Genomic DNA, 566 nt, shown 5'->3' with positions numbered 1-566 from the left:
ACTTTTTCTTTTACTTGGTCAAGCGTTTGAGTCAATGTATCTTGGTCAAGAAGTCTTTCACGGTATAGCTTATTCATATATACCATTGCGTCTCTGAATACAGGATCTGTAAAGATGGAAGATAGTTTATCGCCATCTGGCACAAAATGGTTGCTCATGAATAGGTTTGGATGCACTTCACCAAATGCGGAGTAGATGACATCAAGACCATCACCTTGACCTGCTTCAAATGGAATAACATCCGGATATTTTTCTTTTACTTGCTTCAAATAAGCATATAGATCATCCGTTGTTTCTAATTTAGGTGAACCTAATTCTTTGTAGATTTTATCATTGACAACATACCCTGTATTTCCGTTTGGTTGTGTTGTATACCAGTTAGGGATTGCATACACATGTCCATCTTCTGCACGAAGCATGTTAAGAGTAGACTCCCCAACCCATTCCTTGATGTTTGGATATTTGTCAATATACTCATCAAGCGGAACAAGCATATCTGCTTCACGAAGTCTGTCTAGATCCGCGTTACGATCCAACCAGATCACGTCTGGAAGCTCGTTACCAAC

The 566-nt window shown here is 39.4% G+C and carries 1 protein-coding gene; it reads right to left on the bottom strand.

The features are described from left to right. Positions 1–566: extracellular solute-binding protein (locus MT489_RS22055; protein ID WP_244683703.1), on the bottom strand; the 566-nt coding region annotated here is incomplete at both ends.

The sequence above is a fragment of the Lederbergia wuyishanensis genome, from assembly GCF_022900255.1.
GTDB lineage: Bacteria > Bacillota > Bacilli > Bacillales > Bacillaceae_C > Lederbergia > Lederbergia wuyishanensis.
The sequence above is the reverse complement of the archived record's forward strand: the minus strand, read 5'-3'. Positions and strand labels throughout refer to the sequence as shown.